This is a genomic window from Blautia difficilis, assembly GCF_014297245.1.
In the GTDB taxonomy this organism is placed as follows: domain Bacteria; phylum Bacillota; class Clostridia; order Lachnospirales; family Lachnospiraceae; genus Blautia_A; species Blautia_A difficilis.
The window spans coordinates 15,065-41,415 of sequence record NZ_JACOQG010000002.1; the positions used below are offsets into that span (position 1 = coordinate 15,065).

Consider the following 26,351-nt stretch of genomic DNA (forward strand, 5'->3'; position numbering starts at 1 on the left):
CGTCTGTTTCTCTGTATAGGGAATACATCTTGGAAAAACGTGGAACTTGATTATATATAGCTGATGAATAGGGTGGAAAAAGGTGGAGTTTCAGAGTATATACCTCATAAATTAGTTGCAAATAGTGGCATTTCTGCATATATGGCCAAAATCTTCAGTATTATTTAGTGCTTTTACTGCCTAGTAAAACTTAGCATTTTGGCTCATATAGGCGGAGGCTTTCCATGGAAACCTCAGAAAACCTCATGATTTTTCTGTATAGGATTATGGAACCTAACAAAACCTAACATTTTTGTATGTATAGGTAAAACCTAAAAAAACCTTATATTTTTCGGATATAGAGGTGCAGAACTTAACAAAACTTAACATTTATCGGCATATAGATGAAAAAATGTAGGGAATTTTGTAACACGATTACGCGCGGGTGACTATTCAGAGATTTCGGAGTCCCTAAAAGTCTGGCGCATGATTCCAAAATGAACTTCGAACGAACTTCGAGAAAATGCACTCAGATGTTATCGAACTCCGAGCGAACCCCGAGAAATGACCTTTTAATGAGTCAGTAAACAAAGAGCGAACAGAGAGAACATGAACAATACACGAACAAAACAAAAAGGAGATTTTTATGAATGGATGTAACGAAAATGCAATTGAATTTATGACTAATGGTACTAAAGCAACATTAACATTCTCTCAGGGCCGGTATAAGTCAGTAATCCGCAAGCTGGCAGAGAAACATCCTGATGATTGTCAGATTATTGCGGATAATGAGGACGGAAGTATTTGTGCTCATGTTCCGGTAGCTTGGATCCGGATTTCACCACCGAAACAGTATACAGAGGAACAGCGTCAGCAGATGGGAGAACGGATGAGGCGTAATGTGTCTGAAAATAAAGGAGTACAGGAATAAAACAGAGCAAAAATCAATTGTAATGCAACTAAGGTAAAGTTGTAAGGGTAAAGGAAGAAAAAAGGTTAAATGAGCCGATAAAACAGAGAGAGGAGATAATGCCGGTATTTAATAAAAATCCTGCTGCCGAACCTACGGCTCAATAAAAGACCTATTATGAGAAATACGGTCATTTACGGTCATGCGTTATTACTGATTTTTACGGTATTGGTCTGATTGAAGCAGTGAGGAAGCAGTGAAAAGTTATAAAAAGGGATATCCACTATTTTGAGGATCCCTGTTATTGATAATGAAGCCGCAGGAAAGCCGCACAAAGCCGTGAGAAATGGAATTAAAGCGGCGAGAACTCGGAGTGTTCGAACAGGTGAGGAACAGGTGAGAATATCAGATTGAATTGTGATCTTTGCGAAAGACCAGTTGCCTTTGAACTGTCGATGAACAGTCGAAATAACAAAAACGCCCAAAAGTGGTAGAGAGCTGTTCTCACAAAATGTGAGATAATATATGTATCACAATAGGACAGGAGATGATATATATGATTTTACTTAACATGTTGATGTTGGTTGCAGTCATGGAATTAGCAGCTATTTATGATGCGGTAAGGGGGAAAGACAATGAGACGTATCAGAATGAAGAAAAGTAGAAAATATGAACAGGACAAGCTTCAGGCGGCAATAAATGCTTCTGCCAGACGGGCACTTGATAATTTGGAGAAGTCATCGGGAATGCTTTCTGTAACGATTGAAGCATTAAGACAGGGTCTTCCAGAAATGGCAGAAAAATATAGAAAACTTGCACAGGATTACAAAGAACTTCGGAAACTTGAAAAAGAACTTCAAAAATATGAGGGAGAGGGCGATAAGTAATGGCAGAGAAGATAACATTTAATACAGGTGCTAAGAGCTATGAGATTGTAGATCAGGATGGAAATGAGCTGGGAGTATTCCGGTTTATTCCTACAGATGTTGGAATCTTAAACAGATATAAAGAGACAGCAGCGTTTTTCGCAAGTGTAGGTGACAAAATAAAAGGGGAGGACTTGGAAGAGATTCTTCCTGAGCTGGAGAAAGAAGCCGGGGAAAAGATAGATTTCTTGTTTGGTGCTCCTGTATCGGAGAACTTCTTTAAAATTACTCATCCATTTACAATCCTGGAAGATGGACAGACATTTGCCGAACAGATTATCACTGTAATTGGCGGAATCATTGAAAAGGAATTAGCTGAAAGAGAAAAGAAGCAGCAGGAACGGATTGACAAATATACTGCTAAATACACAAAAAAAGACGAAGCAAAATAAGAAAATGCGGGCTGTTCTGGAAACAGGATAGCCCTAATTTATAACTCGGTACTGGTAATTTGAAACTGGTACCCTGACCTCAAATAGTCGGGAGGTAGATAATATGGCAGCTGATGGCTCAATCATCATTGATACCAGGATTCAGACAGAAGGTCTTTCCAAAGGATTAAATACGATCAAGGCAGGAATGACAAGAATTACTGCTCAGGTATCAAAAATGGGAGAAACAGCAAAAAATTCATTTCAAAGGCAGATTGCAACAGTTAACAGCCTTTATCAAAGCTATGAAAAGCAGGAAAGAAAAGTTGCTGAATTAAAATCTAAACTGGATGAGCTGGGTAAAAGCAAAATAGAAACAGAAGGATACAAGCTGATTTCGGATCAGATCAAGGCTCTTGAGACAGATTTTGAAAAAGTAGAATCTAAACAGCGCGAATGGATTGATATGGGATTTCCGATTGATTCTGGGCCTATTAAAGAATTGGATAAGCAGTTGGATGAAATATGGGCGGACATGGAGAGGCTGCAGAACAAACAGAAGGGGATGCAGGTATCCGGCAGCGCGTACATAGATCCTAAATCGACAGATACCTATAAAAATACATTGCAGAAGTACGATGAGGAATCACAGAAGCTGGAACGTACAAACGGAAGGCTGTATTCTTCATACAATAATCTAAAGAAAAAAGTAGAGGAATATCAAAAAAAGAACAATAAGCTTGTTCTGGCAATGCAGAATCTGCAGAAAGCTGCTGCACGTGTAGGTGCAGTCATGAAGAACATTGGCTCTGCTTTAAAGAGCGCAGGATCAGCCGTAAAAAGCATGGTCTCTGCCATGAAAAAAGCAGTGGAATCTATGCTTAATTTCGATAAGCAGACAAAACGCTCCAAGGCAGGTCTGGGCAAGATGCTGGGAATGTCACTATTGTTTTCGGGCATGTTCCGGGCTATAAATGCTGTTGGTGACGGAGTAAAGACGGGAATTCAGAATCTTGCTAAGTATTCTAATACTGCAAACACAGCAATGTCTTCATTGATGTCCAGTATGACAAGATTAAAGAATTCTTTTGCAACAGCATTCGCGCCAATATTGACAACAGTCGCACCGATTCTTGTCAAGTTTATTAATCTTATGTCAGATGCGGTTACCCGCGTAGGTATGCTGATTGCAGCATTAACCGGGCAAAAAACTTTTACAAAAGCAATAGGTGTTCAGGAAGATTATGCTGCTAGTTTGGATAAGACAGCGGATAGCGCTAAGAAAGCCGCAAAGGAAGTAAAAGGATATCTTAGCCCGATTGATGAACTTAATAGATATGATGATGGCGTAAACAGTGCAGGGACAATCGGCGGGAACAAATATACTGGCCCATCTGCTGGTGATATGTTTGAAGAAGTTCCTATCACAAGTTCTATAAAGGGAATTGCTGATAAGATCCGAAAGCTCATTAAAAAAGAGGACTGGGAAGGACTGGGGGCTTATATTGCCAGTGGCATTAATAAAGGCCTGCAGAAAATTTGTGATGTGATTAATTGGAACAATGTTGGCCCAAAGATCACAAAATTCTGCGATGCTTTTACAAGAACATTTAATAGCCTGGTTGATCATATTGATTGGGATTTGTTAGGACGTACTGTAGGAGCTGGTATTAATACCCTTGTGAATACCCTGAATCTTCTGATTACAGGAATAAATTGGAAGAATCTTGGAAAGAAATTTGCAGAAGGTATTACCGGTCTGGTTCATGAGGTAAACTGGAATAATCTTGGACATCTGCTTGGCAACATGTTCATGATTTCCTGGAAGATATTCAGCGGATTTGTTCATAATCTTCCTTATGCTGATATTGGAAAGGCGGTTGCGGATGCACTGAACGGTGTTTTTTCGACTGTTTCATTTTCAGAGATAGGAGATACACTTGCTACTGGACTTAACGGTGCGTTTACAACTCTTTACAATTTTGCTGTCAATTTCAACTGGAAACAGATGGTTGATAATATTGCGGGCGGAATCAATACTTTTGTATCAAAATTTGATTGGAAAGGCAATGGACAGAAGCTGGAAATATTCCTGAACAATTTATGTACTTCTTTGGTTGGACTGGCTCAAAAAACAAATTGGGAAGAAGTAGGGAAAGGAATAGGGACATTCTTAAGCCAGATTGATTGGAGCAAGCATCTGTGGCAGATCATTGAAGCAATCAAAACAACGATTGGAGGTCTGTTTGATGGGTTGGAAGAGGGCGGTACAGCTGGCAAAATAGCGGCTTTTCTCGGAAAAGCATTTATTGCTGTAAAGATTGCGGATATAACAGGGATTGGCAGTCTGGTAAAGTTGCTGATTGGAGCAATAGGAAAGAAGATAATCGGATCTGAAGCAGTAGCGGCTCTTTCTGGAAGTTTGACATCTGTACTGGGAAAAGCTGCCAGTGCGGCAGCGGGCGGATTTACTTCCCTTGCTTCATCTCTTGCCCCATTGGTAGGAACGGCAGGATTGATCGCAGCGGTTGCTACGGCGGCAATTGTAGGAACAGAAAAGCTGGCAGGATTTATAGAAACCTTACAGGGTGGAAACGGTGTTCTGACACAGGCGGGTGGATATCTGCATGATTATGCTGGGGCAATGAGTTCCTCGAATGTAATAACCCAAAAGCAGGCAGAAGACCTCTGGAAGTTGATTGAAGCCGATGAAAGTGCGGGAAAATCCAATGCTGAAATGTATGATAGCTTTATTCATAAGTTAGCAGAATATGGCATATCTGCTGAGCAGGCGAAAGCAATACTTGAACAATATGGTGCTCAGGCAGGCGTAACAGGTACCTTCGTAGAAGATATGACCAATAAAGTGCTGGCATTGGGACAGGGATTCTCTGAAAGTGCAGGACAGATTGATCTCTCTTCGCTGAGTGCGAAAGAAGCAATTAGCGTTTTATCGGACGCTCTTTATACATTAAGTCTGAAAGGGAACGAATTTAGCGGAACCTATCAGGGAGTCAGAAGCCAGCTTCAGGACACTGGTGGAAGTGCCAAGAGCGCACAGGATGCTTTGAACATGGTTTACACTGCTTTGAAGAATGCAGGTGTACCACTGGATGATCTGAATGCAGCATTAGGGGCAGAGTTCCCGGCAGCAACTACAGCGGTTACTACAGCAGTAGATACCAATATTGTCGGAGCGCAGGAGAAGATTTCATCTTCTATGGAGACAGCAAAAACAGATGTAGAGAATGCTACATCCAGTATGGCATCCGATACAAAGACAAATACTGAAAGTGTAAAAAGAGATACTGACGATTCGTTTAAGGAAGTAACCAAAACCTCTAAATCTGAGTGGAAAGAATCTTATGGGGCAGTGAAAGACGCTCTGGAAGATATGCAAAGAGATACGTTGGAAGCCATGAAAAATATCATGGGATATATTCAGTCATATTGGGAATCAGTAGTTATTGATACCAATTTAACTTGGGAGACGATGAGCCGAAAAGTTGACACAGAATTATCAAACATGGCAGGTAGTGCGGATATCTACGGAAAGCAAATGGCGGACAATCTTGTTAGAGCTATCGGTGGAGCTGAAACCTCTATTATAAGAAGTTTAAATAACATAATATCTAGAGTGAACGGCATGGTTGGCAACATTAATAATTCTATTGCCGGAATCGAAAGCGGATTTACATTCTCTTATAATGTACAACTTCCAAACGGTGGGCGTAGATTTGGAAATTATCATTTGACGTTGCCACGTGTTAATACAGTTCCTTATCTGGCCAGTGGCGCAGTTATTCCCCCAAGGTCAGAATTCCTTGCGGTATTAGGTGATCAGAAAAAAGGAAATAACCTGGAAACACCGGAAAGCCTGTTACGGCAGATTGTTCGGGAGGAGTCTGGAAAAGGACAGGGAAATGGAAACACTTACAATGTTACAGTCAATGCATCTGGCAGAAAACTGTTAGACATTATCATTGATGAAGCGGAACTTAGGAGACGCAGAAATGGGAAAAACCCATTTGAGTTAGTATAAAGAAAAATGGGACACAGGAACAACTTAAAGCGGAGCAAAGAAAGGAAGAAATTATGCGAACCAGAGAAGCAACTTATACAGATTATGGATTTAAAAAGGGAGAGGAAAAACAGCTGAAGCAGTATTGTCTGGATCTGGAACTGCCGGACAAGCTTCTGCTGTTACAATGTGCGCATGAATGCAATCCTATGGTTGAAGATGATCTCTTCTACAGTATATCCAAGGGCGTGGCATTTCAGGTCCTTGCCAGAAAAGGGATTGATCAGAATTACAAATGCCATGCAGATGTTTATGGATATAAACGAAAAACATTGGCATTATTCAGATCTGCACTACAGGCATGCGGAAGATATCCATTTTAGCAATAGAATGGAAAATTAGGTGAAAATATTACAGTACTGCAAGGATATGGGGCTGTATATAATACGCGCGAATGGATAACGAAGCGTGAGGGAAGCGCGAGAAACAGCATTATGATAAGAAATGATAAGGTTTTAGCATATATAGCTGAAAAGCAATAACATATTTACTCATGGTTGTTGAGAAATGTTGAGATTTTTTATATGTAGCCCCATAACAGTACAGTTATTTCCAAGATAGAACTTGAAAAAACTTGAAGTATTGGCTTATATAGCTCGGAAAAATAATTGCAGAGCGGAAAGGAGCGTTGTTATAGACGATTTAGTATATCTTAAAAATGAACAGGCAGTATGTGATAGTTTACAAGTAGCGGAGAAATTTGAAATGCGGCATGATAATGTATTACGTGCTATTGATAATTTGCAGAAATCGCTCCTCAATTTTGAGGAGCCCTCAAAGATGTTTGTTGTCAGCAAAAGAAAGGCAGATGATGGACAGTATCATAAAATGTACCTGATGAACCGTGACGGTTTTTCGCTCTTGGTAATGGGATTTACCGGAAAGAATGCCCTTGAATGGAAATTGCAATATATTCGAGCGTTTAAGCAGATGGAAAACTTCATTCGTGAGAAATCAACCCAAAGATGGATTGAAACCCGGAAAGCAGGTAAGTTTACCAGAAAAGTAGAAACCGATGCTATTCAGAAGCTTGTATCCTATGCACAAGAGCAGGGGAGCGATCATGCGGAAATGCTTTATGCGACTTATACCAGACTTGCAAATAAAATGGCTGGAATTAGTAAAAGAGATGAAGCTACGGTGATGCAGTTAAATAATCTGTCTTTAATGGAGAATATTATCTTGCATGAAATTGATATGGGAATCATGAAAGGGAAACACTATAAGGAAATATATAAAGACTGCAAGGAACGTCTTGAGACGGTGAAAGACCTGGCGTATTTAGAAGCAGTATAGAAAGGAGAGGCAAAATATGAGTGCAGTTGACGACTACATTAAAGAAAACGCAGAAATACATAAATTCGCCGCAGAAGTGGCGAGAATCATCTCAGGAATACCGCAGATGCCGGAGTTCTCAAATGAAAGAATAACCGTAGAAGATGTAAGCAAAATGACAGGAATCCCTGTTTCATCTGTTAGAGCAGGAATTGTGTATGGATGGCTCCCAGTTGGCGTAGCCATTCAGAACAACAAGCCAGCTAAAAGCCTTTCCGGTGGTAGCCGAATCACATACATCGTATCACCACGAAAAGTCTACGAGGTAACGGGACATGTTTGGAGGGGAAAAGAAGCGTTAAAAAAGAAAAATAAAACTGATGAACATATTGAAGAATGAATAAGGCAGCAGTTTATAGTAAATTGACAAATTCCTGAAGCTGGCATATAATATACTTATCAAGACAGCCAGTAAGGGAAGTCAAGGTTCCCCGTCCTGGCAAGATATATGTTTAAGACGTAGCCGCCTATTCTTTACCAGAGAGCAGGGCGGCTATTTCTTATGTGTGTATGTAAGGATAGATACAATTAAGCTGGCTGTTGTCAGGATTATCATAAATATCTCGTAATCGCTCATAAGCATCCCCTCCTGTCAAGGCTCAGGATCAGGGGAACCACAGCCGCTCTACTGGCTGCCTGGATAAATATACTGTATTCAGTTCTAGCTTATCGAAATCCCATGTTTTATTGCTTGATCTTTAAGTTTGAGAAAATTTTTTGTTTGAGCATTTTTCATTCTGCTATAAGCACTAAAAGATTTGGGAGCCAGTTCAGGTAATTCATAAAAAATATGATAGTATTCTTTACGCATCAAATTTTTCTTATGAAATGCCTCCTGCTGTTTTATGTATTCAGGATTATCTTTTATGTGATTGATTAATTGCTGATAGTTTGCATCATAATCAAGTACGGAATATATATATTTCTCAGCCTTGTCAGCTTCGTCAAACATTCCCATTTCTACGTGCCATTGTACTATCCGGTAAAAATGACTTTCCTCCCAAGACAAAGGATGGGCGAGCATTAATTCGGTGCATTTCCATAAACAGGCAGAACACATTATTTTATCTTTGCGATTATAAAAGCTTCCAGCTTTCATTCTTAAAACATAATCTAAATTTCCAGTAACGCCATATCCCTCCATTATATTTTGATGTGCCGGGAATTTTGGTACAGGAATGCGCTTTAAATCATCCAGATTCTCCAGATCATATTTTACTCCATCTGAAACCAGATATCTGGCATCGTACCAACTTTCTTTATCGGTGGGATATACTTTGTACATCTCTCCATTTTTGAAATAGATGGTTTGAGCATCAGGAACATCGTCGGATGATGAATTGAAAACACTTTTAATTTTATTAAAAAGGCTCATAGAATCCTCCTATGCAAATGGAATAGTAAATATCAGGTATTGTTTTATTTTTTTACGATGGAAAGGCGATAGGTAACATGATGATCCTCAGATGGTGGATTCTGAAAGACTTCCTCGTCAATCTCCAGATTTGTCCAGTCATCGGTGCAAATTACACCGTCAATCAATTCTACCCGGATAAAATCAGGCAGATTCATAATATCGTCATAGGTATAAAGACGTTTTGCCATGAATGCACATCCTTTCGTGAATAATAGTGATTATATGTTATCGCGTTCCATCCGTTCATCGACTGCTTTTTTAATGTAACCATTTACGCTTTCGCCGGCAGATTCTGCAGCTGCTTTGATTTCTTCGTATTTTTCTTTTTGGACATCTAAAGGAATACGTTTAAGATTTTTTTTTGCATAGTTATACATACTTTCTTTTCTTTTGTCGCTGATAGCCATTAATAACCTCTTTTCTGGGAAAGGGAATAAATAAAAGACATACTTTCCCTATTTTCTTAGATTATAGCATATATTTCAAGATATGTACATATACAAAATTAATGAAAAAGATATGTACATATTTGGCGATAATGTCAATTGATAGATATGTACATATCCTATATAATATAATCAGTTCAAGGGAACAGAACAACAGCGAAAGTTGATGGGAGTACCGAAAGGGAAAGCAAGACGGCGACATAACACCGGGAAACAGGATAAGAGAGATTGAGATGCACTGAGTAGAACGCTAGACGTTTAAAGCCTGCCGGGGCTGTTGGGAATCCCAATAAAAGGAGGAATAAGAACATGAAGTACAACTTATCAAAGATTATGTTGAAAGCATGGAAAATTTACCGCAAGACAAAGGACATCCACTTCGCAGAAGCTCTTCATAGAGCATGGTTAAGCGCAAAGGCTGAGGAAATCAATGCGAAGCGTATTGAAAACGCGAAGCAGGCAGCAGGAATCATCGAAGAGACAAATACCTTGCCAAATGGAAAGAACTGGGATATAAAGTGGTTCATGGTTCCAAGGCATTATTTGGATGCTCGCTGATCTGGGGAAGTCGGGGAGATGGTGCTGAGTATAAGGCAAGTTTCTTTGGAAAGTCTCAGGTAGAAGCAATTTAATAAAAAAGCCCTTACCAGACTGGTCCTCTGATAGGGGCAAGGTAACCCGACGATTCATCAAATTGAGGGGTTGTGCGTATTATAACACACTCATTCCCCTCAATGCAACGAAATAAGGAGAACAGACGAGAATGATATCAGTAATGGATGTTCTTACAATCTTTATCAGCGGTTTTATATCAGCAAAACTGTATGATTACATGAAGACATTAGAAAAGGAGAATGAGCATGAGTGACAAAGCGAAAACAGAGAGTGCAACAGAAGAACCAGTAACAATAGAGGTATCAGGTGTTCCTGTACAGGAATTAGAGTTGGGGAGTGTAGGCCTTGCTGTAGAGATTATTGCAGACCTTAAAAAGCAGTTAGAGGAAGCAAAGGGAAATGCAAAAGTCTGGGAAGAAAATTGGAATGTGTGCCATGATTATAGTATGGTACTGTCCAGACAATCAGATATTATCAGTTATATTTTGAAATTGGATAATATCAGAAGCTTGGATATGATTTGGGGATGTGTAAGAACATCTTATGAATACCAGATTAAAAAGGAGCAGGAGGCAGAAAACGATGGAGAAGTGTAAATTAACTCAGGTTCCTTGCAGAAAGGCAATCATGGATGTTGTTCAGACCAATAAAGATAGAAGATCATTGCAGCAAACTTTTGAATTGGTGAAACTCTTTCAGATGGTGGTATCAGATCAAGCTTCTACTTTGAGTGAGGAAGACTGGGAGAGATATTTTATTATTATGAAACTTGGTATGATAGACAATTTAAGACATCTTAAATGTATAGATGCTTTTACAAATGGACTAATGAAGTGAGGCTGGGTATGGATTACAAAAAAATGATTATTGAAATGGTAGAAGAGGAACAAAATACTGGGAAGCTCAGATTTGTTTATATGATACTTTTTAAATACTTGAAAACAAAAATGTAAGAGGTAGAGGCATGGACTACAAAGAAAGAATAATTGCTTTATTGGAAAAAGTTAAAACAGAGCAGACATTAAACAGAGTATACAAATTACTGGAGTACCTTTACTTGAGGGAGGAATAAAGTGGATTACAAGAAAGAGATTATTGAGATGCTGGAAAAGATAGACAATATTTGTTGGTTACGGTCAATATATGTATTTATGAAAACATTGTTAGGATAACGATGAGGAGGCGCAGGATGGATTATAAGAAAGAAACTGTTGAGATACTGCAGAAAATAAATGATGATAGTTTGCTTGAGTTTTTCTATAGATTCATTGCCAGAGTATTAAGAAACAGGGGATATTGATATGGACTACAAAAAGAAAATCATAGAGATGTTAGAGAAAGCAGATCACGACCAAACGTATACAATTTTCAGATTTGTGTGTAGCTTTCTGGGAATTAAATAAGACAACCAAGGGCGGCGGACTGCTGCCCTATTGCCAATAGAAAGATAGGTGATATAATGGCGAGAATACCATCAGGGATGCGAAAAAAGGAAAATGGTTTATTCGAAAAACGTTTTACTGTAGATGGCAAGCGGTACAGCGCTTATGGTCATAATGTAAAAGAATGCGCAGAGAACGAGGCCAGGATTCGTGAGGAAATTAAAGCTGGTCTGTACAATTCAAATAAGAACATAACGCTGGATGCATATTTTGAGGAGTGGGAGAAGTCCAGGATAGGAGTGATCAAAGATAGCAGCCTTAAAATAAACAGGTCAAAGTACAATAACCATATTAAGCCGGTTCTGGGAAAGACTAAGATTCAGAAGATAGAGAAGCGTGAAGTAGTAAAGCTACAGCAGGACCTATCAAAGAAGTTAAGTGCATCAATGACCAACGGTGTTATAGTAGTTTTAAAAACAGTGTTGAATGCGGCTATTGACGATGAAATTATTGTTAAGAATCCTGCCGCCAATGTAAAGCCCCTTAGGACGGACGATAGGCCAAAAGCAAGTGAAACTATACATAGGGCATTAACCAGGGAGGAACAACAGGCATTTATACGGGAATCTAAGACAGAATGGCTTTATGAATTTTTCTGTTTTTCTTTGTGCACTGGAATGAGGCTCAATGAGATCATGGCCCTGAAGTGGCGTGATATAGATTACATCAATAACGTGATCCACGTAAGCAAGACCGTGAGCTGGAAAGAGGGAGGTGGGATTGAAGAAACTTTGCCAAAGTCTGACACCAGCAAGCGCGATATTCCTATGAATGACACTATCAAAAAAGTTCTGCAGATGCAGAGGACTAAGATGTCTTTAGTTTATGGAGAGATTTATGCAAGGAAGATGGACAATAATGTTTTTATCGGGAGTAATGGAGCTAAAGCGGTAGCATCGGCTACTGTATCATTTTCTATCAATAGTGTTTTGAAACGGCTCCGGCAGCAGGGCATAGAGATTGAGAGATTTACCCACCATGCTTTCAGAGATACGTTTGCGACACGATATATAGAAGAGGGTGGGAATATGCAGACACTCCAGAAGATTCTGGGACACAGTAGTCTGGCTATGACGGCAGATTTGTATACTCATGTCCTTCCAAATACAAAGCAGCAGGAAATGAAACAAATAGAGAATGGATTTAGTGAGGTGGCAGTTTTATAACTGCTGCCTTTTTTGAATAAAATCAGCGGATTGGGGTAATAATTGGGGTAAAACCAAAATCTGCATTCCAGGAATCCCGTAAAATCAATATTCTTTGCAGTTTTTTTATAAATTTTATTTTTTTATTATAAATTAGACAAATTTTTCTCACATTTATGCGATATGATATTTACATCTTAAGGGAGCGACGAACCTTAAGATAAAATCTTTCCTTTCCCTATAAAAGTGTAAAATGAACGATGAATCCCCGCTCTTATGGCAAGATCGCTGTAGGAGCGGGGATTTTGTGTTGTCTGCATCCACAGATACTCAGAATCTCAGGGACGACGGTAACGGTTAAAGCAGGCATAGATTTCCTGAAGTCTGGGGAGGGCATAGCCGCAGGAGATCTGGCGGTCTCCGGAAAGGAAAGACATCCCTTCTTTTTTTAGCTTTTTTTCAAGATCTTCGACAATTTCAGATAAGGTACGTTTTCCATCAATCATATTTTCTACAGCATATTTTAACAGAAGACTCAGGGCAGCCGTCTGTTCTGGGTCAATGAGCTGTTCAGTATAACGCAGATCAATCTCCTGTCTGCCCAGAGAGAAGCCGTCAGTTTTGGAAACTTTGGTTTTCAGGCGATCCTGGGGTGCTTTAGTCATAATTCGATGACTGTGTGGAGAAGCGAAGGCGGGAGCACAGAATGCAGGCAGAGGGTATTTGGCACAGAGAGCTTTGGCAGAGTCTGTAATGTCCCTGGGTATATAGTTATCCATCTGTATGATAGTATCTGCAATATGGAAAAAAGCACCGGAGCTTCCGGCTACCAGGATAGTGGAAATACTAGCCTTTTTATAAAGCTCACCTGCACGTTCCAGAAAGGGGGTAATAGGCTCCTTTTCACGCTGTATTACCTGCTGCATAAAAGCATCCCGTACCATAAAGTTGGTGGCAGAGGTATCCTCATCCAGCAGAAAAAGATGGCTGCCTGCCTCCATGCTTTCCACGATTCCGGCTGCCTGGGAGGTACTTCCACTGGCATCCTGGGTGGAAAAACAATGGGTATCCTTTTGATTGGGCAGGTCATTGATAAACAGGGAGATGTCTACATCCTTAATGAAACGTCCATCTTCTGAGCGAAGCTTGACAGCAGTGCAGTCTGTGATCACATATTCTCTGCCGTCTCCGGGGATATGGTTGTATACACCAAGCTCCAGTGCATTGAGAAGAGTAGACTTACCGTGATAACCACCGCCTACAATGAGGGTGATTCCCTGTGGGATTCCCATACCTGTGAGAGTACCTTTGTGAGGAAGCTCCATAGATATCCGAAGGCTTTCCGGAGCGGAAAAGGGGATGGCGTTTTTCATAGGACGGGAGGAAATCCCGCTTTCTCTGGGAAGGATGGAACCATCTGCTACAAAGGCGGTAAGCTTTCTGCGGAGAAGTTCTTGACGAATATACTCCTGATCCAGAGCCAGCTCAATAAAGTTGCGAAGTTCTTTTTTATTTGTGTTGGAATAGAAGAATGTTTTCTGTACACAGACAGGGAGATAATCAAAAAGGATTTTCTCCAGCTCCAATGCATTGATCGTTCTTCCGTTGGCTGGGAAACCAATGAAAAAGCGAGCGGTAATACCTCTGCCTGTAATCTCACAGGCTGTTCTGGAAAGGATTTCCTGACCACAATGACTAACGGAAATCAGACCGCTTTTTCCTGAACCCTTTGCACGGAAGGTGTAGCGGTTTACCTGCTGTTCGAACTGGCGGGTCAGGTAATCACACAGGGTGGTTCTGGTAAGTACATCCTTGTAATATTCACTGGGAAAAGCAGAATCTCTGTGAGAGATCTGTATACTGATATGGGAGGGAGAGGCAAAGGGATCTCCCTGGACATGGTCAATGGAAAGAATGAAATTTTCAAAGCGGTAAGCTCCCTTTAAGCCTTTGTAGGCCGGGTAGCTTTTTCTGTGTATGGAATGAAGCTGCTGACGCAGTACTTCTGAATTCTGCATATATAGTTGCCTCCTGCTGAAAAATCAGACATCCGCAATTTCCGGAATGTCTGCTGATGTATATTACTATAGATGAAATTCTGTAGTTTGTCCATAAGAGGATTACTGTTTACTGTTCACACACTACTATCCCGCGAGGTGTTTTGGCATGAATATGCCAAAATCCCGAGACATATAAGCCAAAATTCCATTGCCGCAGGCAATCTGGAATGAATTTTGGCTAAGTTACTGTGAACGGAGTGAACAGTAACGATTACTGTTTACAGTCTTCTATATTACTGAGAATGGTGTTTACAGTAACGTAACATTAGCTGGAAAAAACTTCTGCAATGTTATATAATAGAACGTGAAATACTATAGAATAGAAGGCGCTATAGAGGAAGAAAAAATACGGATGAGAGCAGAAAGGCGGAACAGATAATGGAACGTAGAAATGCATGGCTTTCTTATACAGAAGCAGAAGAAAAAGAACTGGAAAAGGTTGCAAAGGAGTATCGTAACTTCCTTGATGCAGGCAAAACAGAACGTGAATGTGTGACACAGATCATTAAAGAGGCACAGGAAGCAGGATATGAATGTCTGGAAGAAAAGGCTGCGAAAGGTGAAAAACTGAAAGCAGGGGATAAGGTTTATACAGTAGGAATGAAGAAAATCGTTGCACTGTTCCATATCGGACAGGATGATATTGCGGAAGGTATGAATATTCTGGGAGCACATATTGATTCTCCTCGTCTTGATATCAAGCAGAATCCTTTGTATGAGGATACAGATTTGGCATATCTGGACACTCATTATTATGGCGGTGTTAAGAAATATCAGTGGGTTACTATTCCTCTTGCTATCCATGGCGTAGTGGCAAAAAAAGACGGAAGTGTAGTTCAGATAAATATCGGAGAGGATGAGAATGATCCGATTGTTTACATTACAGACCTTCTGATCCATCTTGCAGGAAAACAGCTTCAGAAAACAGCTTCAGAAGTGATCGAGGGTGAGAATCTTGATATTCTGATCGGCAGCAGACCGCTGAAGGATCTTGAGGATGATAAGAAGAAGGAAGCAGTAAAACAGAATGTATTAAATATTCTCAAAGATAAATATGATATAGAAGAGGAAGATTTCCTTTCAGCAGAACTGGAGATCGTACCTGCCGGAAAGGCAAGAGAGTGTGGACTTGACAGAAGTATGATCGCTGCTTATGGACAGGATGACAGGGTTTGTGCATATACTTCCCTGCTTGCAATGCTTGAGATGGAAGCACCGAAGCGTACCTCATGCTGCCTGCTTGTAGACAAGGAAGAAATCGGAAGTGTAGGTGCAACAGGAATGCAGTCACGTTTCTTTGAGAATGCGACAGCAGAGCTTCTTGATGCTATGGGATGTTACAGTGATCTGAAATTAAGAAGGGCACTGAAGAATTCCAGCATGCTTTCTTCTGATGTAAGTGCTGCTTACGATCCTGCATATGGAGATGCATTTGAGAAAAAGAACGCAGCTTATTTCGGAAGAGGTATTGTGCTGAATAAATTTACAGGTGCAAGAGGGAAATCAGGATCAAATGATGCAAATGCAGAGTATGTGGCAAGAGTCAGAAATATTTTTGACAGCCATGAGATCGCATTCCAGACTGCAGAGCTTGGTAAAGTTGATATAGGCGGTGGCGGAACAATCGCATATATTGCTGCACTCTATGGAATGGAAGTCATTGACAGTGGTGTTGCAGTGCTCAGTATGCATGCACCGTGGGAAATCACAAGTAAAGCAGATGTCTATGAAGCTAAGAAGGCATATAAGGCATTTTTACTGGATGCATAAAAAATGAAGAGATTGGGGAGGTTGTATCGTTTCTGATTAACAGAGACTTACAGATTCCGCAGATAAGGGCAGAGCTTTTGGGGAACCGGAAGCCTGCTCTTTTATATATCTAAGAAGCAGGAGGGAAAGATGGAGGAAGCGCTGATCAGAGTAAAAGATTTGTGTAAAATATATAATCCCGGCGAGAATGAAGTGAGGGCGCTGGATCATATTGATCTGGAAATTAATAAGGGTGAGTTTGTTGCTATTATCGGACAGTCAGGTTCGGGAAAGTCTACATTTATGAATATGCTGGGATGTCTGGATGTGCCTACATCCGGCGAATATTTTCTGAATGGAACGGATGTGTCTACCATGGAAGATAATGAACTCTCAGAAGTCAGAAACCGGGAGATCGGATTTATTTTTCAGGGGTTTAATCTGATCTCAAATCTGACTGCAATTGAAAATGTGGAACTACCGTTGGTTTACAGAGGGGTAGACAGAAAAACGAGACATAAGCTGGCAATAGAGTCACTGACCATGGTAGGGCTTGAGAAACGTATGGATCACAGGCCAAATGAAATGTCAGGAGGACAGCAGCAGAGGGTGGCTATTGCAAGAGCAATCGCAGCCCAGCCACCGGTGATCCTGGCAGATGAACCCACAGGAAATCTGGATTCTGCATCCAGTAAGGAGATTCTTCAGATTCTTAAAAGCATGCACGAGCAGGGAAAAACAGTCATATTGATCACACATGATAATGGAATCGCAGCTCAGGCAAGGCGTGTAGTCAGAATTATGGATGGAAAGATAGAATCAGATTTTATCAATAAAAACTATGGGAAAGAAGAATATATAAAAAACCAGTTGGATGCATAAACCCGGTTACAAGGAGACAGATATTATGAAAAAAAAGAGAAGTAAAAAGAAAATTATTATTGGAGCAGCAGTTGTTCTTGTTGTTGCCGGCGGAGTTACAGTAGCAGGTCAGAGGAATTCAACAGAAAATCAGATCCCACAGGTTCAGGTAGTAACTGCAGAGAAGGGTGATGTTGAGGAAATTGTAGATGCCACAGGAACAGTGGGAAGTGAAGAAGAGAAGACTTATTATTCTCCTGTAAATGCAGAACTGAAAACTGTTTCTTTTTCTCAGGGCGATGTGGTAAAAAAGGGAACAAAACTGATTGAGTTTAATACAGAGGATCTGGAAAAAGATAACCGGAAAGCAGAACTGAATCTGAAATCAACAAAGTACGATACAAAAGATACAAGAAATAAATCTGACAAAGCAGAAAAGAAGCAGAAGGATGCCAAAAAGAATGTTCAGGAACTTGAGAAGAAAATAAAGGATAAAAAGGCTTATGTCTCGTCTCTGAAATCACAGATTTCAACGGCACAGCGTGAAGCGGCAGCACAGGCGTCTGCACAGGCAGCAGCACAGGCTCAGGCACAGCAGCAGGAAGCTCAGGCAAAAGCCCAGGCAGAGGCTAAGAAACAGGAGGAAATCCAGAGCAAATATCAGGCCGCACTTTATACATACAAGACGGAGACTCTTCCGCAGTACCAACAGCAGCTTTCAGATCTGAATGCACAGTATAATCAGGCACAAAGCGATTATAATCAGGCAGACACCACATATCAGATGGCATTTGCAACATGGCAGGCAGATCCTTCAGATGAGAATACACAGGCTCTGGATAATGCGGAGGCTGCAAGAACACAGGCACAGCTCGCAATGCAGCAGGCACAGCAGACTTATAATGATCTTAAGCAACAGACACCGAAAATGCCGGTACTTTCTGATTTCACAGAAAGCAGTGCAGATTACTCATGGGGAATTTCAGACGGTTCAGATGCAGATGACAGCGATGGGGAAGAGTTTTATTCCTCCGGATATGATTACGGTGGAAGTGACGACGGGACAGTAACTGCAGATACTTCTGCTCTGGAAAGTGCGCTTGAGACAGCAAGCAATGAACTTGCAGAGCTTCAGTCAGATCTGGCTTCTGAGAAAGCTATCGCAGAGGCAGATTCCACAAGCCTGACAAAAGAAGAAAAAGAGAAACTGAAAGTAACGGATAATCTTTCCGAACTGGACGCGAAATCAGCCGAGGAGCTGGTGAAGGAAGGAAAGAAAGGAATCACCGCGGAATTTAACGGAATCATATCCAAGGCAGATATTAAGCAGGGAGCAGCAGTTACTCAGGGTATGGAACTGTTTACTATTGAGAATACAGACAAGGCAAGTGTGGATGTGACTCTCTCTAAATATGATTATAATACAGTGAAAGAGGGGCAGTCTGTTGAGATTACCTTGGGGGATAATACTTATCAGGGTACTGTAACAAAAATGAGTCATATTGCGGTGCAGAATGAAAAAGGAACGCCGGTCATTTCAGCAACAGTAAGCATTGATGATCCGGATGAAGATATTTTCCTGGGGGTAGATGCAAAGGTTAAGATTTATGCGTCTTCTGCGAAAAATGTGGTGACTCTTCCTGTGGAAGTGGTCAATATCGGAAAAGAAGGTTCCTTCTGCTATGTGATAGAAGACGGACTGGTGACAAAGAGAAATATTACCACAGGAATCAGCTCAGAGGATTATGTGGAAATTACGGATGGAATCAAAGAAGGCGAAGAAGTAATCGCAGATCTGGGTGATTACACAGAGGGAATGGAAGTACAGGCAGTTTCTGAACAGACAGGAGAGGATGCCAATGAGTAATCTGTATGAATATATCAAGATGGCAGTCCATAACATTATGGCAAATAAGGGACGTTCTTTTCTGACTATGCTTGGCATTATCATTGGCATTGCTTCTGTAATTGCCATTGTATCTGTGGGTGAAGGAACCAAGAATCAGATGAACAGTGAAATTGATGATATCGGCGGCGGGCAGATTGCCATCAGTGTCAGCGATGAGGCACAGACAGATGAGGAGTGGATCACTGCGGATGATGTGGAAGCAATCCGGGCGGTAGACGGTATAGAAGGAGTAAATGTTTCGGATTCATTCAGCGGAGAAACTACCACAGGTAAGGGAAATTTTTCTCTTATGTTGACAGGTGAGGGACCGGATGCGAAGCTGTTAAATAATGCCACCATGAAGCATGGAGTATATTTCGGGGAAAATGAAGTCCAGGAAGCAAAAAATGTCTGTGTGCTTTCCGATGCAGATGCAAAAAGGCTCTTTGGAACAGATGATGTGGTTGGAATGTCTGTAGATGTCAACTGCTATGGACTGACCAAAAGTCTTCGTATCTGCGGGGTGACAACCCAGAAAGAAAATGGAACCTTTGTCAGCTATACTTACGAAGGTATGCCGATAACCATTAATGTTCCCTATACCACAATGAATGAATTTACCGGTGTATCCGATTATTTTTTCTCAGTAACAATGCAGGCAGATAAGAGCTTAAACAGTCAGGATGTTGCAGATAAAGTGGTAAAACTGCTGGAAAAAAGACATCAGTGCGCAGGAAAAGATTATTTCCAGGTGCAGAGCTTTCAGGATATTATGAGTTCCATGAATCAGATGCTGGATATGGTGACTGCTTTTATCTCCTTTGTGGCGGGAATTTCCCTTCTGGTTGGCGGTATTGGCGTTATGAATATTATGCTGGTTTCTGTAACAGAACGTACCAGAGAGATTGGTATCCGTAAGTCACTGGGAGCGAAAACATCTTCCATTATGATGCAGTTTCTGGCAGAGGCGGCAATTCTGACGGTGATTGGAGGGGTGATAGGAATTGTTCTGGGTGTAATCGGCGGATATGTGATCTGCTCAATCATAAGCAGCAGTATGGGAATGTCCATAACTCCGGGAATCAGCCTGAGTACAATTATGGCGGCAACTTTGTTTTCCTGTGCTGTGGGAGTATTCTTTGGAATTTATCCTGCGAAGAAGGCAGCAAAACTGAGTCCGATTGAGGCTTTGCGGCGGAATTAATGAAAACAGGACTGCAATGGTATTTTGGTGTACCTGTGTCCTGATATCATTGCGGAATAGTTGCAAATTGTTATAATTTTGCGAATCAAAAGAAAAAAATAAAAAATTCAAAAAAACTGTTGACAAATGCTCCAGTATAGAGTAGAATACTCAATGTTGTGAGGGACACGAGATAAGAACTTCACAAGGATGTGCGTTTAGCTCAGCTGGATAGAGCGTTTGGCTACGGACCAAAAGGCCGGGGGTTCGAATCCTCTAACGCACGCTAATAAAAAATAAGACAGTGCAAATGCACTGTCTTATTTTTTGTTCGAGTCCGGGTCGGACTCGAACGAGTTCGATCTACGCTTCGCTCCGTCTTCGTTCCACTACGGTCGGTTCAAAGCCAACATCCACTGGATGTTGTGAACCGTTGCTAAACGCGTGCCACTGGCACGCAGCAACCTCTAACGCACATACAAATCGCTGAAAATCGAGGTGATATGATTAAGTAAAGAGCAATCATTTCGATTGTCTTCAGAAATTGTAATGATTTCTACCTTTGGGTGATTTACGATTTCAGGCCAGAAAGATTCTGCAGGTTCTTGCAATACCCCTAAAATAGGAGTCTGTCCATCCAAAAGGTTTAGGATTTTTTTTCGAAATAAAGCTGCGTCTGCTTCATGTGGACCAAGCTCATCCATAACAATCAAAGAGCAGTCAGAACACATGGAAAGAATATTGCATCCAAGGCGATCAAAGGTATCGGCAGTGTGTTCATCTGTTTTTCCGCATAAAAACAAAAGATTAAATTCGTTTGGGAGCTCCTTCTCTTTTAGATGGTACATATGAACTGAATACTGATCCTTCAGATAGTCTTTTGTGCGGACAGTCAGGAATCCATCAGCGGTTTTCTTATAATCGTCTAATATCTTTTGGATCAATGTAGATTTTCCAATGTGTTTTTTACCAGTTAAAAATATATGTTGAGTCATAGTAAAGTCCCATTTCATTTTATAATAGTTCTATAGTCAGGTCGTATTGTTTTGTTTCGAACATCCCAGAGAATTCTTCCATAAGTGGAATCAGTTATTTCCTTGATCTGCCCATCTTTGTTTAAGTGAGATTGAATCCATTGCATGATTTTATTTGCGTTTTCCTGTGTATGTTCTTCAGAAGGAAGCATGTGCTCCATGAGGAAATCAATATATTGTTCATCCGGAGTTACCCAGGTTTCACGATGGAGTTTTTCATAGCTTGTTTCAGGATTGTATCCAAGCAGAAATAATATATTGAAAAGAGAGAAAAACCATCGCCCATTCCATTGGGGTGCTGTTTGTTTGCCAAATACTTCCTGTAAGATCTGTTCCCTGAGTGAATTTCGTCTGTCAAGATGCGTGATATTACAGCACCATGCCCTGCTCATTTCCATAGATTTTATCAGTCCGTCCATATTGTGGATTGCAGGTGTCATGGAACAGAATACCAAATCAAATGCATGCTTATACCCCGATTTATCAATATCTAATGTCTGAAAATTACATGTATAGAGTATAGCGTTATTTAAGCCTTCATTTTGGATATGTTCCATTCCGTGTTTAACCATTTTATCAGAAATATCCAGCCCCACTACTTTGTGTACATATTTGGCAAATGCAGCAGCAAACCGTCCGGGACCGCATCCAATATCTGCGACGTCATAATTTTTTTCAAGAAGTCCTTTGGAATCCAGGTAGTTTATTGCGCTGATGACACGTTCATCACCTTTTTCTTTCTTTTTGCGTGCGTCTTCCCAAAAGTCTGCACGTTTATTCCATCTTTCTATAGCCCGCTCAGGTAATTCTGCAGGCTCAGATTCCTGCAGAGAAATAAAATAATCCAATATAGAGTCCATGTATCATTTCTCCTAAAATGTTTTTGCTGAGCTATTTACCGGTAAACAGATAGTTCGTTCACGGCCATAGCGGTCGTGTGTAGTTATCACATCCATTTCAATATCGTAAACAGATTGTAAGGTTTCAGATGTAATGATTTCTTTGGGAGAGCCGAATCCCATAACCTTTCCGGATTTCATGAGAAGAACTTTGTTTCCCACGGAAAAGGGATGCTCAGGACTATGTGTTGACATAATAATGCAATAGCCCTGATTGGCCAGCCCTGAAATTACTTCCATGAGAAGCTGATGATTGGCATAATCCAGATTGGCGGCTGGCTCGTCCATGATGAAGATTTTTGCAGACTGACAGATTGCACGGGCAATTAAAACCAATTGCCTTTGTCCTCCGCTTAAGGAAGTATATTTCCTGTTGGCAAGAGGCAGGGCATTTACTTTCTCCAAGGCAGCAAAAGCTGCTTCCTGATCAGGCTCTTTTGGGGTTTCAAATGCGGAGAAATGAGAAGCACGCCCCATAATTACCATATCAAGAACTGTATAGGCAAATACAGGGGAATGATATTGGGGAATATATGCAATCATATTTGCCAGTGTTTTGGTTGTAAAGTCACTAATATTTTTTCCGGCTATCTTTATTTTTCCATTAGAAACAGGAAGGGAACCTAATATCATGCGGAACAGAGTGGTCTTTCCGCAACCATTAGGGCCAAGCAGACAAAGCACATCACCATAGTCTGCGCTGCAGCTGATACCCTTTAAAATATCACCATTGCCGTAACCGCCAAAAACATTTTCAATTTCCAGAAGCATATAATTACGCGCGCTCCTTTCGTTTGATGATAAGATAGATAAAGAAGGGGGCGCCCATGATACTTGTGACAACGCCAAGTGGAAGTTCCATGGACAAAAGGGAACGGGAAATATCATCAACAAGTATCAGGTATCCGCCGCCAAGGATCGCACTTGCAGGTATCAGCCTTCTGTAATCAACGCCAACCAGTGCACGTGCCAGATGGGGGATCATCAGCCCGACCCATCCGATCAATCCTCCAAGACAGACTGCAGCGGCGCTGAGTAATGTGGAAGCGACTATAAAAATCAGACGATATTTACGCACATTGATTCCTAAACTTTTGGCTTCTTCTTCATCCAAAGTCAGCAGATTGATCTGCCATCGAAAAATAAAAATCAGACTTAATCCAATGATCATTGGAAGAACACTCCAGCAAAAGGATTTGGTTGTGGTTTTGGTTAAGCTGCCCATAAGCCAGAAAGTAATTTGCTGGAGAACATCATTGGGGTCTGCGACATATTTGATCATTGTGACACCGGCATTGCAGAGTGACATGATCATAGTTCCGGTCAGAACAAGACTGAGAGTCTGGGAATGTGCGGATTTTCGGCTGATAAGATAGGATGTGGCTACTGCGGCCACACCACCTGCAAAAGCAGAAAGCTGAATCATCCAGTTGGAAGCTCCGTTTAAAATTGCAAAAGCAGCTCCGAGACTTGCGCCGGAAGAAACTCCAAGGATATCCGGAGATACCAGTGGATTGCGAAACATTCCCTGATAGGTTGCACCTGCTACCGAGAGGGAAGCACCAATAAATAAAGCAGACAGAATACGGGGCAGACGGATATTCCAGAATATGGTAACTGCCTGGGGTAAAATATCTCCTTTAAAACCAAATTTTGATAAAAATGCATTTAGTACCTGCACTGGTGTAAGCGGATAATATCCCACCCAGAATGAGAGTACTATAATGATAAACAAAAGTACCAGCATAACCGCCAACAGCAGAACATATCGTCTTTGTCGGGCAGTGGCGGCATTTTTTTCATTAGCTGTCAGATTCATAATCCTTCATCCTTGTAACTTGACTAATCAAATTTACGGTGTTATACTCAGAAAAACCGAATTGTTTTTAAAAACTATTCGTATATACATTATAATACTTAAAAATTGTATAGTCAATTTCAATAAGCGTCAATTATGAGTAATGCGGAGAAAAGAAAGGAGAGAGTTTATGAAAAAGCACAGACAACTTTGGGCTCTGTTTATATGTCTGGTGATGTCAGTCAGTCTTTTAACAGGATATTCTGAGACGAAAGCTGCTACTGAAGAGCCGACGCAGAGTGCGGAGCAGGATGCCACGCAGAAAACTGCTGAAACCCGTGAGATCACAGACATGGCAGGAAGAAAAGTAACTGTCCCAACAGCAGAAAATATTGAATCTGTTTTTTCAGCGGGTCCGGTAGCTGCAATTTTTCTGTATATGGTTGCACCGGATAAGCTTCTTGGGTGGAATTATGAACTGAATGATGTTGAGAAATCTATTATTCTGGACAAATATCAGGATCTCCCTAATTTTGGAATGGGTGATGCTGTCAATTATGAAGCAGTAATTGCTGCCAATCCTACAATTGCTATTAATAGTGGAAAGATTAATGATGCAATGGTTTCTGATTGCGATGCGTTATCAGAAAGCCTTGGAATTCCGGTTGTTGCAGTAGACAACGAGCTTAATAATTCTGCGGAAGCTTTTCGTTTTATGGGCGAACTTCTTGGTGTAGAAGATCATGCAGAAGAGCTTGCCCAGTATGCGGAGCAGGTATTTACTGATATTAATGCGCTTTCAGATATTCCAGAAGAAAAGAAAGTCAGTGTATACTTCGGTAATGGAGAGGATTCACTGGAAACTGCACCCAGGGGATCCCAGCATGCACAGATTCTTGATGCCATCAATGCAGTCAATGTTGCAGATCTGGAATTGGGAGATGGATCTCGTGTTCAGATTTCAGCAGAACAGCTTCTTGCATGGGATCCGGATGTGATTGTTGTAAATGGTGAACCAAAGGCAGATAAAAGCGGAAGTTCTGCAGCAGAAGATATCCTGAGCAATCCTGATTATGCTTCATTAAAAGCAGTACAGGACCAAAAGGTTTATGGAACTCCGAATGCACCGTTTAGCTGGGTGGATCGTCCGGCAGGACCAAATCGTCTGATCGGTATGCGATGGTTCTCAGCATTGATTTATCCGGAATATATTAAATGTGATATCAATGAAGAAATACATAAATTTTTCGATCTTTTTTATCATGTTGATCTGTCCGATGAACAATTGGAAAATGTTCTGAAAGGAACTTTATAAAGGTTAGACATGGACGTGGAAAAGGGCTATACAATAAATAAATAAAAAAGAAACGCTGGTTCCGGTAAATACCGGTTCCGGCGTTTCTTTTTATAATTTTCGGATTATTGCGCTTCCATGCAGATCGCATACAGGATCTGCAAACAGATGGTTTTTCAGACAGAATTCCCCAACCGCTTTTCGGCATCCGGAAAACTGTGTACTGTACACATCGTGAACCAAGAGAACTCCTCCGGTGGCCAGGCGTTCATAGAACAGAGGAAGTGCAGCAGCAGTTGGAGCATAGAGATCCGCGTCCAGAGATACAAAACAAAAAGTTTCATCTCTAACATCGGAAAAGGTATCTGGAAACCATCCTTTGTGGATCACAGTACGTGTAGGATCTGGCATAACATGAAGAACAGAGTCAATATCAGTAGAAGAAAAATCACCTGTTTTGGCGCGGGACAGATTACCGGAGGCTTCTATTGTGATATCCTTTTCTGAAAAGCCCTCAAAAGTATCAAAAAGATGGATTTTTCGGTCTGGAAAGGCTGCACTGATCAGGGAAGAAAATTCACCTCGGAAAACACCCAGTTCTGCAACATTTCCCGGAATATCCAATTGATAGATCTGCTCAGATAAAAGACGCATAACAGCAACCCGTGCGTCAAACATGCGAAGGACGGAGGGATCACGAAAAGGTCCGTGATAACCCAGGTTTTCCATCTGTTTTATCATAGAATTACGCCGTTCTTCATCCAGAACTCCCAGGATGACCAGATCCGGGAGAAGTGCTATTGCAGCATCCGTAGAACAGACTGGAATATTCCCAATATAGGATCCGTGTTTATGGGGGTCATTATCAGCAAAGCACAGGAGCTGACAGGGACTGTTGAGAAGTCTTGCTGTCATTTG

General features: G+C 41.0%; 24 protein-coding genes, 1 tRNA gene and 1 pseudogene. 17 read left to right on the top strand and 9 right to left on the bottom strand.

Annotation, left to right across the window (positions count from 1 at the left end):
• Nucleotides 1-625: 625 nt before the first annotated feature.
• From H8Z82_RS01605 to H8Z82_RS01635, 7 genes are all read left to right on the top strand, one after another.
• A complete protein-coding gene (locus tag H8Z82_RS01605) occupies nucleotides 626-910 on the top strand; it encodes a hypothetical protein (protein WP_022380608.1) in 285 nt (94 codons plus the stop codon).
• Nucleotides 911-1,524: 614 nt separating this feature from the next.
• A complete protein-coding gene (locus tag H8Z82_RS01610) occupies nucleotides 1,525-1,776 on the top strand; it encodes a hypothetical protein (protein ID WP_186994049.1) in 252 nt (83 codons plus the stop codon).
• On the top strand, nucleotides 1,776-2,207 hold the full coding sequence (locus tag H8Z82_RS01615) for a hypothetical protein (protein ID WP_186994050.1): 432 nt from the start codon (nucleotides 1,776-1,778) through the stop codon (nucleotides 2,205-2,207). Before H8Z82_RS01610 ends, H8Z82_RS01615 begins: the two co-directional genes overlap by 1 nt.
• A 103-nt stretch (nucleotides 2,208-2,310) precedes the next feature.
• Nucleotides 2,311-6,228, top strand: coding sequence for a coiled-coil domain-containing protein (locus tag H8Z82_RS01620; protein ID WP_186994051.1), 3,918 nt, complete (start codon nucleotides 2,311-2,313; stop codon nucleotides 6,226-6,228).
• A gap of 53 nt (nucleotides 6,229-6,281) precedes the next feature.
• Complete coding sequence (locus H8Z82_RS01625; RefSeq protein WP_022380613.1) at nucleotides 6,282-6,590, top strand: hypothetical protein; 309 nt, start codon at nucleotides 6,282-6,284, stop codon at nucleotides 6,588-6,590.
• Nucleotides 6,591-6,831: 241 nt separating this feature from the next.
• Nucleotides 6,832-7,563, top strand: a complete 732-nt coding sequence (locus H8Z82_RS01630) for a Rha family transcriptional regulator (protein WP_243176367.1) — start codon at nucleotides 6,832-6,834, stop codon at nucleotides 7,561-7,563.
• Nucleotides 7,564-7,579: 16 nt separating this feature from the next.
• Entirely contained in the window at nucleotides 7,580-7,942 is a 363-nt protein-coding gene (locus H8Z82_RS01635; protein WP_118587296.1) for a hypothetical protein, read from the top strand.
• Nucleotides 7,943-8,263: 321 nt separating this feature from the next.
• Here the strand turns inward: H8Z82_RS01635 and H8Z82_RS01640 are convergent, their stop codons facing one another.
• The 3 genes from H8Z82_RS01640 to H8Z82_RS01650 are packed head-to-tail and all read right to left on the bottom strand — an operon-like array spanning nucleotide 8,264 to nucleotide 9,426.
• The gene (locus tag H8Z82_RS01640; RefSeq protein ID WP_118587298.1) at nucleotides 8,264-8,977 is read right to left on the bottom strand and encodes a hypothetical protein; all 714 of its coding nucleotides are present in this window, start codon (nucleotides 8,975-8,977) and stop codon (nucleotides 8,264-8,266) included.
• A gap of 44 nt (nucleotides 8,978-9,021) precedes the next feature.
• Nucleotides 9,022-9,207: a hypothetical protein gene (locus tag H8Z82_RS01645; RefSeq protein WP_022380616.1), complete on the bottom strand. Its 186-nt coding sequence runs from the start codon at nucleotides 9,205-9,207 to the stop codon at nucleotides 9,022-9,024.
• 30 nt (nucleotides 9,208-9,237) lie between these two features.
• Nucleotides 9,238-9,426, bottom strand: a complete 189-nt coding sequence (locus tag H8Z82_RS01650; protein ID WP_022380617.1) for a hypothetical protein — start codon at nucleotides 9,424-9,426, stop codon at nucleotides 9,238-9,240.
• Between the two features lie 348 nt (nucleotides 9,427-9,774).
• Between H8Z82_RS01650 and H8Z82_RS01655 the strand changes: the two are divergent.
• The 4 genes and pseudogenes from H8Z82_RS01655 (at nucleotide 9,775) to H8Z82_RS01670 (ending at nucleotide 12,688) form a co-directional block, all read left to right on the top strand.
• Nucleotides 9,775-10,097, top strand: a pseudogene (locus H8Z82_RS01655) (hypothetical protein).
• A gap of 228 nt (nucleotides 10,098-10,325) precedes the next feature.
• Complete coding sequence (locus H8Z82_RS01660; RefSeq protein ID WP_186994052.1) at nucleotides 10,326-10,676, top strand: hypothetical protein; 351 nt, start codon at nucleotides 10,326-10,328, stop codon at nucleotides 10,674-10,676.
• Nucleotides 10,663-10,917, top strand: coding sequence for a hypothetical protein (locus H8Z82_RS01665; RefSeq protein ID WP_022380621.1), 255 nt, complete (start codon nucleotides 10,663-10,665; stop codon nucleotides 10,915-10,917). Before H8Z82_RS01660 ends, H8Z82_RS01665 begins: the two co-directional genes overlap by 14 nt.
• 622 nt (nucleotides 10,918-11,539) lie before the next feature.
• Nucleotides 11,540-12,688 (top strand): tyrosine-type recombinase/integrase, encoded by a 1,149-nt coding sequence (locus tag H8Z82_RS01670; RefSeq protein ID WP_173744150.1) that lies wholly within the window; start codon nucleotides 11,540-11,542, stop codon nucleotides 12,686-12,688.
• A gap of 317 nt (nucleotides 12,689-13,005) precedes the next feature.
• Here H8Z82_RS01670 and H8Z82_RS01675 read toward each other — a convergent pair whose 3' ends face one another.
• Complete coding sequence (locus tag H8Z82_RS01675; RefSeq protein ID WP_186994053.1) at nucleotides 13,006-14,685, bottom strand: ABC-ATPase domain-containing protein; 1,680 nt, start codon at nucleotides 14,683-14,685, stop codon at nucleotides 13,006-13,008.
• A gap of 420 nt (nucleotides 14,686-15,105) precedes the next feature.
• On the opposite strand from H8Z82_RS01675, the gene H8Z82_RS01680 reads away from it, so the two are divergent.
• The 5 genes from H8Z82_RS01680 to H8Z82_RS01700 all read left to right on the top strand — a co-directional run bounded on the left by H8Z82_RS01680 (nucleotide 15,106) and on the right by H8Z82_RS01700 (nucleotide 20,694).
• Entirely contained in the window at nucleotides 15,106-16,497 is a 1,392-nt protein-coding gene (locus H8Z82_RS01680) for an aminopeptidase (protein WP_186994054.1), read from the top strand.
• 129 nt (nucleotides 16,498-16,626) lie between these two features.
• Nucleotides 16,627-17,358, top strand: a complete 732-nt coding sequence (locus H8Z82_RS01685; RefSeq protein WP_186994055.1) for an ABC transporter ATP-binding protein — start codon at nucleotides 16,627-16,629, stop codon at nucleotides 17,356-17,358.
• 25 nt (nucleotides 17,359-17,383) lie between these two features.
• On the top strand, nucleotides 17,384-19,204 hold the full coding sequence (locus tag H8Z82_RS01690; protein WP_186994056.1) for an efflux RND transporter periplasmic adaptor subunit: 1,821 nt from the start codon (nucleotides 17,384-17,386) through the stop codon (nucleotides 19,202-19,204).
• Nucleotides 19,197-20,429 (top strand): ABC transporter permease, encoded by a 1,233-nt coding sequence (locus H8Z82_RS01695; protein ID WP_186994057.1) that lies wholly within the window; start codon nucleotides 19,197-19,199, stop codon nucleotides 20,427-20,429. Before H8Z82_RS01690 ends, H8Z82_RS01695 begins: the two co-directional genes overlap by 8 nt.
• 191 nt (nucleotides 20,430-20,620) lie before the next feature.
• Nucleotides 20,621-20,694: transfer RNA gene (locus H8Z82_RS01700), tRNA-Arg, on the top strand.
• A 181-nt stretch (nucleotides 20,695-20,875) separates the two neighbouring features.
• Here H8Z82_RS01700 and H8Z82_RS01705 read toward each other — a convergent pair.
• The 4 genes from H8Z82_RS01705 to H8Z82_RS01720 are packed head-to-tail and all read right to left on the bottom strand — an operon-like array spanning nucleotide 20,876 to nucleotide 24,160.
• Nucleotides 20,876-21,421 carry a nucleoside-triphosphatase gene (locus H8Z82_RS01705; protein ID WP_019160611.1) on the bottom strand — a complete coding sequence of 182 codons (546 nt, stop codon included), beginning with the start codon at nucleotides 21,419-21,421 and terminating at the stop codon, nucleotides 20,876-20,878.
• The gene (locus H8Z82_RS01710; protein WP_186994058.1) at nucleotides 21,418-22,302 is read right to left on the bottom strand and encodes a class I SAM-dependent methyltransferase; all 885 of its coding nucleotides are present in this window, start codon (nucleotides 22,300-22,302) and stop codon (nucleotides 21,418-21,420) included. The genes H8Z82_RS01705 and H8Z82_RS01710 overlap by 4 nt, the downstream gene beginning before the upstream one ends.
• A gap of 12 nt (nucleotides 22,303-22,314) precedes the next feature.
• A complete protein-coding gene (locus H8Z82_RS01715) occupies nucleotides 22,315-23,112 on the bottom strand; it encodes an ABC transporter ATP-binding protein (protein ID WP_118137691.1) in 798 nt (265 codons plus the stop codon).
• Between the two features lie 4 nt (nucleotides 23,113-23,116).
• A complete protein-coding gene (locus H8Z82_RS01720; protein WP_019160614.1) occupies nucleotides 23,117-24,160 on the bottom strand; it encodes a FecCD family ABC transporter permease in 1,044 nt (347 codons plus the stop codon).
• 169 nt (nucleotides 24,161-24,329) lie between these two features.
• On the opposite strand from H8Z82_RS01720, the gene H8Z82_RS01725 reads away from it, so the two are divergent.
• The gene (locus tag H8Z82_RS01725) at nucleotides 24,330-25,454 is read left to right on the top strand and encodes an ABC transporter substrate-binding protein (RefSeq protein WP_019160615.1); all 1,125 of its coding nucleotides are present in this window, start codon (nucleotides 24,330-24,332) and stop codon (nucleotides 25,452-25,454) included.
• Nucleotides 25,455-25,544: 90 nt separating this feature from the next.
• On the opposite strand, the gene H8Z82_RS01730 is transcribed toward H8Z82_RS01725, so the two are convergent.
• On the bottom strand, nucleotides 25,545-26,348 hold the full coding sequence (locus H8Z82_RS01730) for a TylF/MycF/NovP-related O-methyltransferase (RefSeq protein WP_243176369.1): 804 nt from the start codon (nucleotides 26,346-26,348) through the stop codon (nucleotides 25,545-25,547).
• Nucleotides 26,349-26,351 lie beyond the last annotated feature (3 nt).

Coding starts and splice junctions, on each gene's coding strand:
- H8Z82_RS01710 (WP_186994058.1), bottom strand. CDS start 22,302: ATGGACTCTATATTGGATTATTTTATTTCTCTGCAGGAATCTGAGCCT.
- H8Z82_RS01645 (WP_022380616.1), bottom strand. CDS start 9,207: ATGGCAAAACGTCTTTATACCTATGACGATATTATGAATCTGCCTGAT.
- H8Z82_RS01670 (WP_173744150.1), top strand. CDS start 11,540: ATGGCGAGAATACCATCAGGGATGCGAAAAAAGGAAAATGGTTTATTC.
- H8Z82_RS01620 (WP_186994051.1), top strand. CDS start 2,311: ATGGCAGCTGATGGCTCAATCATCATTGATACCAGGATTCAGACAGAA.
- H8Z82_RS01725 (WP_019160615.1), top strand. CDS start 24,330: ATGAAAAAGCACAGACAACTTTGGGCTCTGTTTATATGTCTGGTGATG.
- H8Z82_RS01705 (WP_019160611.1), bottom strand. CDS start 21,421: ATGAAATGGGACTTTACTATGACTCAACATATATTTTTAACTGGTAAA.
- H8Z82_RS01675 (WP_186994053.1), bottom strand. CDS start 14,685: ATGCAGAATTCAGAAGTACTGCGTCAGCAGCTTCATTCCATACACAGA.
- H8Z82_RS01720 (WP_019160614.1), bottom strand. CDS start 24,160: ATGAATCTGACAGCTAATGAAAAAAATGCCGCCACTGCCCGACAAAGA.
- H8Z82_RS01665 (WP_022380621.1), top strand. CDS start 10,663: ATGGAGAAGTGTAAATTAACTCAGGTTCCTTGCAGAAAGGCAATCATG.
- H8Z82_RS01680 (WP_186994054.1), top strand. CDS start 15,106: ATGGAACGTAGAAATGCATGGCTTTCTTATACAGAAGCAGAAGAAAAA.
- H8Z82_RS01605 (WP_022380608.1), top strand. CDS start 626: ATGAATGGATGTAACGAAAATGCAATTGAATTTATGACTAATGGTACT.
- H8Z82_RS01640 (WP_118587298.1), bottom strand. CDS start 8,977: ATGAGCCTTTTTAATAAAATTAAAAGTGTTTTCAATTCATCATCCGAC.
- H8Z82_RS01685 (WP_186994055.1), top strand. CDS start 16,627: ATGGAGGAAGCGCTGATCAGAGTAAAAGATTTGTGTAAAATATATAAT.
- H8Z82_RS01695 (WP_186994057.1), top strand. CDS start 19,197: ATGAGTAATCTGTATGAATATATCAAGATGGCAGTCCATAACATTATG.
- H8Z82_RS01625 (WP_022380613.1), top strand. CDS start 6,282: ATGCGAACCAGAGAAGCAACTTATACAGATTATGGATTTAAAAAGGGA.
- H8Z82_RS01650 (WP_022380617.1), bottom strand. CDS start 9,426: ATGGCTATCAGCGACAAAAGAAAAGAAAGTATGTATAACTATGCAAAA.
- H8Z82_RS01690 (WP_186994056.1), top strand. CDS start 17,384: ATGAAAAAAAAGAGAAGTAAAAAGAAAATTATTATTGGAGCAGCAGTT.
- H8Z82_RS01635 (WP_118587296.1), top strand. CDS start 7,580: ATGAGTGCAGTTGACGACTACATTAAAGAAAACGCAGAAATACATAAA.
- H8Z82_RS01610 (WP_186994049.1), top strand. CDS start 1,525: ATGAGACGTATCAGAATGAAGAAAAGTAGAAAATATGAACAGGACAAG.
- H8Z82_RS01730 (WP_243176369.1), bottom strand. CDS start 26,348: ATGACAGCAAGACTTCTCAACAGTCCCTGTCAGCTCCTGTGCTTTGCT.
- H8Z82_RS01615 (WP_186994050.1), top strand. CDS start 1,776: ATGGCAGAGAAGATAACATTTAATACAGGTGCTAAGAGCTATGAGATT.
- H8Z82_RS01660 (WP_186994052.1), top strand. CDS start 10,326: ATGAGTGACAAAGCGAAAACAGAGAGTGCAACAGAAGAACCAGTAACA.
- H8Z82_RS01715 (WP_118137691.1), bottom strand. CDS start 23,112: ATGCTTCTGGAAATTGAAAATGTTTTTGGCGGTTACGGCAATGGTGAT.